This is a genomic window from Bradyrhizobium lablabi, assembly GCF_018129385.1.
GTDB classification, from domain to species: domain Bacteria; phylum Pseudomonadota; class Alphaproteobacteria; order Rhizobiales; family Xanthobacteraceae; genus Bradyrhizobium; species Bradyrhizobium lablabi_C.
In genome coordinates, this window is record NZ_JAFCLN010000009.1 from 240,045 (window position 1) to 246,855 (window position 6,811).

General features: G+C 63.2%; 5 protein-coding genes. 2 read left to right on the forward strand and 3 right to left on the reverse strand.

What is annotated here, in order from left to right; translation table 11 throughout:
- The first annotated feature begins 13 nt into the window (after window positions 1-13).
- Window positions 14-1,153, forward strand: coding sequence for a 2'-deoxycytidine 5'-triphosphate deaminase (locus JQ628_RS19225; RefSeq protein ID WP_249128093.1), 1,140 nt, complete (start codon window positions 14-16; stop codon window positions 1,151-1,153).
- A 136-nt stretch (window positions 1,154-1,289) separates the two neighbouring features.
- Here the strand turns inward: JQ628_RS19225 and JQ628_RS19230 are convergent, their stop codons facing one another.
- The 3 genes from JQ628_RS19230 to JQ628_RS19240 form a co-directional block, all read right to left on the reverse strand.
- Window positions 1,290-2,408, reverse strand: a complete 1,119-nt coding sequence (locus tag JQ628_RS19230; RefSeq protein ID WP_212224509.1) for a Fic family protein — start codon at window positions 2,406-2,408, stop codon at window positions 1,290-1,292.
- 97 nt (window positions 2,409-2,505) lie between these two features.
- Window positions 2,506-3,978, reverse strand: a complete 1,473-nt coding sequence (locus JQ628_RS19235) for an amidase (RefSeq protein WP_212224510.1) — start codon at window positions 3,976-3,978, stop codon at window positions 2,506-2,508.
- Between the two features lie 80 nt (window positions 3,979-4,058).
- Window positions 4,059-5,408 (reverse strand): PQQ-dependent sugar dehydrogenase, encoded by a 1,350-nt coding sequence (locus tag JQ628_RS19240; protein WP_212224511.1) that lies wholly within the window; start codon window positions 5,406-5,408, stop codon window positions 4,059-4,061.
- 113 nt (window positions 5,409-5,521) lie between these two features.
- On the opposite strand from JQ628_RS19240, the gene JQ628_RS19245 reads away from it, so the two are divergent.
- Window positions 5,522-6,571, forward strand: a complete 1,050-nt coding sequence (locus JQ628_RS19245; protein WP_212224512.1) for a hypothetical protein — start codon at window positions 5,522-5,524, stop codon at window positions 6,569-6,571.
- Window positions 6,572-6,811 lie beyond the last annotated feature (240 nt).

The following is a 6,811-nucleotide window of genomic DNA, read 5'->3' on the forward strand; positions in this document are numbered from 1 at the left end:
TTCAGGGGTTTGGATGACATCGGGGCACCCGCCCAAGGACCACGCCGTGCCGTTTTCGCTTCCCACCCACGCCAACGGCATATTGCCGGATCGCATGATCGCGGCGATGGCGGATGACGGCCTCATTTTGCCCGCTTATCCCTTCGTCGAAAGCCAGATTCAGCCTGCGAGCCTCGATCTGCGCCTGGGAGACGTCGCTTATCGGGTGCGCGCCAGTTTTCTGCCGGGACCGGGCGCGACGGTAGCCGAGCGCATCGACGAACTGAAGCTGCATGAGATCAGCCTGGCGGACGGTGCCGTGCTGGAGACGAATTGCGTCTACATCGTGCCGCTGCTTGAAAGCCTCGCGCTGCCGCCAAAGATCGTGGCCGCCGCCAATCCCAAGAGTTCGACGGGCCGTCTCGACGTGTTCACGCGCGTGATCGCCGACGGCACCCGGCGCTTCGACATGATCGGAGCCGGCTATCACGGTCCGCTCTATGCCGAGATCAGCCCGAAGACGTTTCCGGTGCTGCTGCGCGAGGGCTCGCGGCTTTCACAAGTCCGGTTCCGCACCGGCGACGCGGTACTTTCCGCAGGCGAACTTGATGCACTGCATGCCGCAGAACGGCTGGTCGATACGGAAAAGGCCGACCTCACCGGGGGCGTGGCGCTGTCGGTCGATCTCTCCGGTCAAAACTCTGGCGGCTTTGTCGGCTACCGTGCCAAGCGCCACACCGGCGTGGTCGATGTCGACCGCCGCGGCGGCTATGGCGTCGATGAATTCTGGGAGCCGATTCCGGCGCGCTCCGACGGCAGTCTGATCCTCGATCCCGGCGAGTTCTACATTCTCGCTTCGAAAGAGGCCGTGCAGGTGCCGCCGGACTACGCCGCCGAAATGGTGCCGTTCGATCCCTTGGTCGGCGAATTTCGCGTGCATTATGCCGGCTTCTTCGATCCCGGCTTCGGCTATGCCGGCGCCGGCGGGCAGGGGGCGCGCGCCGTGCTGGAGGTGCGCTCGCGCGAAGTGCCGTTCATCCTCGAGCACGGCCAGATCGTCGGCCGGCTGGTGTACGAGAAAATGCTGGCGCGGCCCGACGCGATGTACGGCCAGCGCATCGGCTCGAACTACCAGGCGCAGGGCCTGAAGCTGAGCAAGCATTTTCGGGTCTAGAGCATGATCCGGAAAAGTGGACACCGGTTTTCCAAGAAGATCACGCTCTAACTGAAATCTATTCAGCGATTCGGGACGGCCTGTCCGCTTCGGGAGAAAATGATCGCCATCGCCGAGATGCCGCAGGTAAGGCTCGTTACGCCGGGCCTTCATTGTCTAGTTTCAAGTGGTAACGCGTGTACCTGAGTTCACCCGTTCTGGTGAGAGCGCCTTTAGCGACCAGGTCCTGGAGGTCACGCGTCGCCGTTGCGCGGGGGGCCTTCGTAATGCTGATATAGTTTTCAGCGCTAAGGCCGCCCTTGAATCCATCGATGCCCTCTTTGAACATCCGGGCCATGGCCTTCTCCTGGCGGGCGTTGAATTGACCGCGCAGACGCTCATAGAGTTTCGCCTTCGCAATAAAGAAGTCGACGCGCTTATTGGTGTTTTCCTGCGCTTCGAGGACGGTGCTCCCGAAGTACAGCAGCCAATCGGTTATCTCCATGCCCTTATTATTGTGTTCAAGAGCTTCGTAATAAGCCTTCTGCTTGCGTTCGATCGTATAGGCCAGCGCAATGAGCGTTGGTTGGCCAAGATTTTGGGCTAGAGATTTTTCTGCCAGCGCGCGAGCGATCCTGCCGTTCCCATCCTCGAACGGATGAATGCTGACGAAATACAAGTGCGCGAGGGCGGAACGCGTGATCGCCGGCAGCGGGCGACGACCATCGGGTGCGGTGTCGTTGAACCATGCGACAAACGCAGCCATCTCTTTCGCCATGGTTGCGGAAGGCGGCGCCTCAAAATGAACCTTGTGGTGACCGATGGCGCCGGAGACCACCTGCATGGGTTGCGGATGAGTGCGGTAAGCGCCGATCGTCTTGATGGTCCGGTCGCCACTCATCAGCATGCCGTGCCACCCGAACATGGTCTCGTCGGCCAACGGCTTCGAGAAGTTGAGATACAGGTCGACCATCATTTGCGCGATCCCCCGTTCGGCGGGAGGCACTCCGGCTTGCTGCCCTCCAAGACCGAACTGGTGCCGTAACGACGACTGGACACTGTCGCGGTTCAGGATTTCACCCTCGATCTCGGAGGTCTTCAGGGCCTCATCGCTGATGAGGTCGATGCGCAGGTTCTGCTGATCGCCCGGGCTGACATGCTTGAAGGCACCAATGAACTCCCCTGAGCGGAGCAGGAATTCTGCCTCCAGCGGCTCAAGGGCGGCCGCGTCATAAGTAAAGCGGGGCCAAGTCGGCTGCTCCCAGTTCCACGCCATGAGTTATAGGTCTCCTCTATAACTCATCCTGCGCTATTAAATGAGCTATAGCAAGCGATCCTATGGCTCAGGAGAAACCTCCGGGCACGGATCAGCGTCAGCCCGTGACATGCACGCCGGGCGTCAGGCCGGCATTCCATTTGCCGCCGATTGCGCGCTCGATCTGGGCGGCGAGCTGCAGCAGCAATCCGTCATTGGCCTGTTTGGCCATCGCCTGAATGCCGAGCGGCAATCCGTTCTCGTGCGCGGCCATCGGCAGCGAGATCGCGGGGATGCCGCAGAGATTGGCGAGCGGCGTGAAGGCAAAGTTGCGCCAGAGGTTGGCGAACCAGTCCAGCACCGATGGATTGTCGCTGATGGTCAGGAATTCCGTCGTGCCGACCTTCGGCGTCGGCAGCGCGGTGATCGGCGTGAGAACAATATCCCATTCCGTGAAGAAGTGGCCGAAGCCGCGCGAGGTCGTGTTGAAGACCGCCTGCATGCGGGCGCGTTCGGCAAAGCTGGTGTCGCGGCCGTACTCCCAGATGCGGATATTGATCGGCTCGATGAGATCGGCCGGCGGCTGGTCCAGTCCGCGCGCGGCCAGCATGTTGCCGATCACAACGGCGAAATTGCTGATATAGCAAAGCGTCTGCGCCTCGAACGCCGCGCGGTAATCGACATCGGGAAGGGCATAGCCGACCTGATGGCCGAGACCTTCGAGGAATTTTCCGACGCGCTCCAGCTCAGCCACGATCGGCGCGGTCGCGCCATACTCGCCCCATTGGTGCGAGAGCGCGATGCGCAGACGGCCCGGATCGCGCTTGATCATTTCCGTGTAGGGCTGCGGCGCGGTCCAGAACGGCATGAACTCGCCGGGCGAGGGGCCGCGGCAGGCATCGACGAACGCGGCGGTGTCGCGCACGGTGCGCGACTGGCAGCCCTGGATCGACACCAACCCGGTCAGGTCGGACAGATGCGGCGCAATCGAGAAAACCCCGCGCGATACTTTTAGCCCGATGTTGCCGTTGACCCCGGCGGGAATGCGGATCGAGCCGCCGCCGTCGGTCGAATGCGCGATCGGCACCACGCCGGAGGCGACCATCGCGGCGCTGCCGGCCGACGAGCCGCAGGTGGTGTAGTCGGTATTCCAGGGATTGCGCGTGACATAGACGGCGGGATTGTCCGCCGAACTGCAAACGCCGAACTCGGGCGTCGTCGTGCGCCCCATCAGGTTGAGGCCCGCCTGACGCATCTTGCCGGTCAGGAATGTATCGGCCGCAGCGCGATTGCCGCGCATCAGCAGCGAGCCCATCTCCTGAAGGCGGCCCTGCATGGTCGGGCCGAGATCCTTCATCAGGAAAGGAAGGCCGGCGAACGGACCATTGAGATTGGTGCCGTTCTTTTCCGGCGAGGCGATCGCGTCGTCAAACAGCTCGACCACGCCGGAGAGCTGCGGATCGACCTTGGCGACACCCGCGGCCGCCTGCTGCGCCAGTTCGGCCGGCGTCAGCTCGCCGCTTCGGACGCGCGCCGCCAGCGCCATGCCGTCATGTTGCGCCCATTCGTCCCAGCTCATCGGCAATGTCATCGATCGATCCCTTGATTTGGCGCGAACCATAGTTTCGCGAGGGACCGAGTCAACACGTCGGAGGTAGAAGCGTGGCGCAGCTATCGCACTGCCGCCGAAGTCGCCGCCGGCGTGACGCGCCAGATGGTGTTACCGACATCGTCGGCCACCAGCAGCGCGCCCTGCTTGTCGATGCGCACGCCGACCGGGCGGCCTTGCGCCTCACCCTCGTCGTTGAGGAAGCCAGTCAGCACGTCCTGCGGCTTGCCGGAGGGCTTTCCGTCCTTGAACGGCACGAAGATCACCTTGTAGCCGGAGCGCGGCTTGCGATTCCACGAGCCGTGCTGGCCGATGAAGGCGCCGTTTGCCATCTCCGGCGGGAACAGATTGCCGGTGTTGAAGACGAGCCCAAGCGATGCGGTGTGTGCGCCGAGCGCGTAATCCGGCACGATCGCTTTCGCCACCAGATCCGGCCGCTGCGGCTGCACGCGCGCGTCGACATGCTGGCCGAAATAGCTGTAGGGCCAGCCATAGAAGCCGCCGTCCTTCACCGAGGTCATGTAGTCGGGCACCAGATCGTCGCCGAGTTCATCGCGCTCGTTGACGACGACCCACAGCTCGCCGGTCTGCGGATTGAATGACGGGCCGTTCGGATTGCGCAGGCCGGAGGCGAACACGCGCCATTTGCCGGTGGCGCGGTCGACCTCGAGCACGGAGGCGCGATAGACTTCCTCTTCCATCGTGTTCTCGCCGACATTGCTGTTGGAGCCGACAGTCACATAGAGCTTGCTACCGTCGGGGCTGGCGGTCAGGTCCTTGGTCCAGTGGTGATTGATCGGGCCGCCGGGCAGATCGGCAACCTTGGTGCCCGCGGCGTTGATCTTCGTCGTGCCGGTCTGGTAGGGGAATTTGATGATCGAATCGGCGTTGGCGACATAGAACTCGTCGCCGACCAGCACCATGCCGAACGGCGATCTCAATCCGTTCAAGGCGCTGAGGAAAGTACTGCGCGTCTCGGCAACGCCGTCACCATCGGCGTCGCGCAGCAGCGTGATGCGGTTGGCGCTCGGCACGCCGGCGCCGGCCCATTTCTGCACCTGCTTGTAGATGAATCCCTTGATGCCCTTGGAATCGCCCGGCTTCGGCGGGGCGTTGCTCTCGGCGACCAGGACGTCGCCGTTCGGCAGCACATAGACGGTGCGGGGATGGTCGAGCCCGCTTGCGAACGCATTCACCTGCATGCCGTTCGCGGCCTTCGGTTTGGCGCCGGATGGCCAGCTTGTGGCAGTCGCGATATTGACGGTCGGTATCCAGGAATGTTGCGGCGCCGGCAGGTTGGGCGAGGCGCCGTAGCTCTGCTCGGCGGTCGCGGTGTCCTGCGGATCGCTGCACGCGGTGAGAGCTAAGGCGATAGCGGCGATCGAGATTGCCAACATCAGATTTTTGCGCATGGTGGGAACCCTAAAATGCCGTTGCATCAATGCGGCAGGCAGGCAAACGTTCGAATACGCGCCATGAATTTCGTGTGAAGTGCCTGGCTGCGAACGATAAAATGGGAGCGAAAATGACTGCGGGGCAGGATGCGCGCGAGGCGCAATGGCTGAAATGGCGCAGCGTCGCCGATCTCTATCACGCCTTCTTCACCGGGCTCATCCTCACGGTCGTAACGCGGCGCGGCACCGCCGATGCCGCCGAATTCGTGTTCCGCGTGTTTCGCCGCCAGCAGCAGGAGCGTTTTCTGCCCGGCCTGAAGAAGCTCGGCATCGATCATTTGCCGCCCGCGGTCGCCGCCGCGCAGTACCATTATCTCTCCAACTGGATCGGCGGCGTGCATGTCGAATACACGTACGAGAACGACCGCAAGGCCTGGATCCGCTATCCGCCGCCGCGCTGGATCTGGCGCGGCACCGCGATCTGCGGCGTGCCGGGCGAAGTCTCACGCGCGATGCTGCGCGGCTGGCACGCCAATAACGGTGTCGCGCTCGGCGATCTAAGGCTCGGCTTCGTCTGCACCAAGCAGAGCGTCGACGGGCAGGATGGTCTGGAAGGCTATTACTGCGAATACGATCATCCGCTCGAGCTCGACCAGCGCCTGGTGTTCGCGCGCCATCTCGAGGCGCCGCTGTTCGATCCCGCCACCGCGCCGGCGCTGCCGGTCGAGAGCTGGCCGAGACCGCGGCTGGAAAAGGCCTATCGCAACTACGCGATGGAATATGTGAAGACCGCCGCGCCCGTGATGGTGCAGACGTTCGGCCCCGAGGATGCCGGCTATCTCCTGCATCTCACCGGCAAGCTGATCGGCATGCAGTATTTTGACGAGATCGCCCGCGCGCTGCTCGCCTCCCGCGGCGGCGCGAGAGAGTTTTTGGGCTTCCTGCGCACGCTGTTCGAATCGCAGGACGACGTCGTTGAGATCAGTGAGTCATCCGGGAGTTTCGAAGTCACGCAGAAGACGTGGAAGCTGATGGAAGATGTCAGCGACTATCACCCGGCCTGTACCAAAGTGCTGGAAGGATTATTCGAAGGCCTGGCCGCGGGTTGCGGCCGCCATATCCCCGTGCACCTGATGCCGACACGCGGTGGCAAGCCGCCGTTCGCCTGGTCGATCGGGTAGAGCTCTCTCGTCTCCCTCTCCCCGTCCTTCACGGGGAGAGGGCAGGGGTGAGGGGCTCTCTCCGCACGGGTGGTGCTAACCGTCAGACCTGTACCCCCTCACCCGGATCGCATCTGGCGATGCAATCCGACCTCTCCCCGCGAGCGGCAGGGCTATCGCATATGCCCATTGAGCGTGTGAGCGAGCCCGGCCTTCATGGTTCGAGACGCGCCGCAGGCGGCGCTCCTCACCATGAGGGTT

Bases quoted from the DNA above. Each gene is read 5' to 3' on its own strand.
- JQ628_RS19225 (WP_249128093.1), top strand. From the start codon at position 14: ATGACATCGGGGCACCCGCCCAAGGACCACGCCGTGCCGTTTTCGCTT.
- JQ628_RS19230 (WP_212224509.1), bottom strand. From the start codon at position 2,408: ATGGCGTGGAACTGGGAGCAGCCGACTTGGCCCCGCTTTACTTATGAC.
- JQ628_RS19235 (WP_212224510.1), bottom strand. From the start codon at position 3,978: ATGACATTGCCGATGAGCTGGGACGAATGGGCGCAACATGACGGCATG.
- JQ628_RS19240 (WP_212224511.1), bottom strand. From the start codon at position 5,408: ATGCGCAAAAATCTGATGTTGGCAATCTCGATCGCCGCTATCGCCTTA.
- JQ628_RS19245 (WP_212224512.1), top strand. From the start codon at position 5,522: ATGACTGCGGGGCAGGATGCGCGCGAGGCGCAATGGCTGAAATGGCGC.